The following is a 534-nucleotide window of genomic DNA, read 5'->3' as shown; positions in this document are numbered from 1 at the left end:
GTCCTTCATCTTGGCGATGTTCTCGGGCTTGAAGATCAGATCCCAGCTGTTGGCGATGTCGGTGCTGCCGCCGAAACGCTGCTTGAGCAGTTCCACGTTGTAGCCGATGCCGGTGGTGCCGATCATGTACGGCACGCCGTACTGGTTGCCCGGGTCCTGCTGGGCGATGCGCTTCATCACGTCCGGGTCGAGGTTGGCCAGGTTCGGGATCTTGCTCTTGTCCAGCGGCAGGAACACCCCGGCCTTGATCTGGCGGCCGAAGAAATTCAGCGTCGGCACCACCACGTCGTAGCCGCTGTTGCCGGCCAGGAGCTTGGTTTCCACCATCTCATCGCTGTCGAACACATCGTAGGTCACCTTGGTGCCGGTGGCCTTCTCGAAGTTGGGGATGGTGTCTTCGGCGATGTAATCGCTGTAGTTGTAGACGTTCAGCACCTTGCTGTCGTCGTCGGACTTGCCGCCGCCACAGGCGCTGAGTACGGATACGGCAATGCCGAGGGTGAGGATTCGCAGCTTCATCGGACTCTCCACAGG

Annotated in this window: 1 protein-coding gene; it reads right to left on the bottom strand. The window is 60.5% G+C overall.

Annotated elements, in window-relative coordinates:
* Positions 1 to 519, bottom strand: a 519-nt coding sequence (locus tag ACXJKJ_RS31965) for an extracellular solute-binding protein (RefSeq protein WP_457395755.1), incomplete at its 3' end; no start/stop codon positions are given.
* Between the last annotated feature and the right edge of the window lie 15 nt (positions 520 to 534).

The sequence above is a fragment of the Roseateles sp. P5_E1 genome (assembly GCF_054049335.1).
The sequence above is the reverse complement of the archived record's forward strand: the minus strand, read 5'-3'. Positions and strand labels throughout refer to the sequence as shown.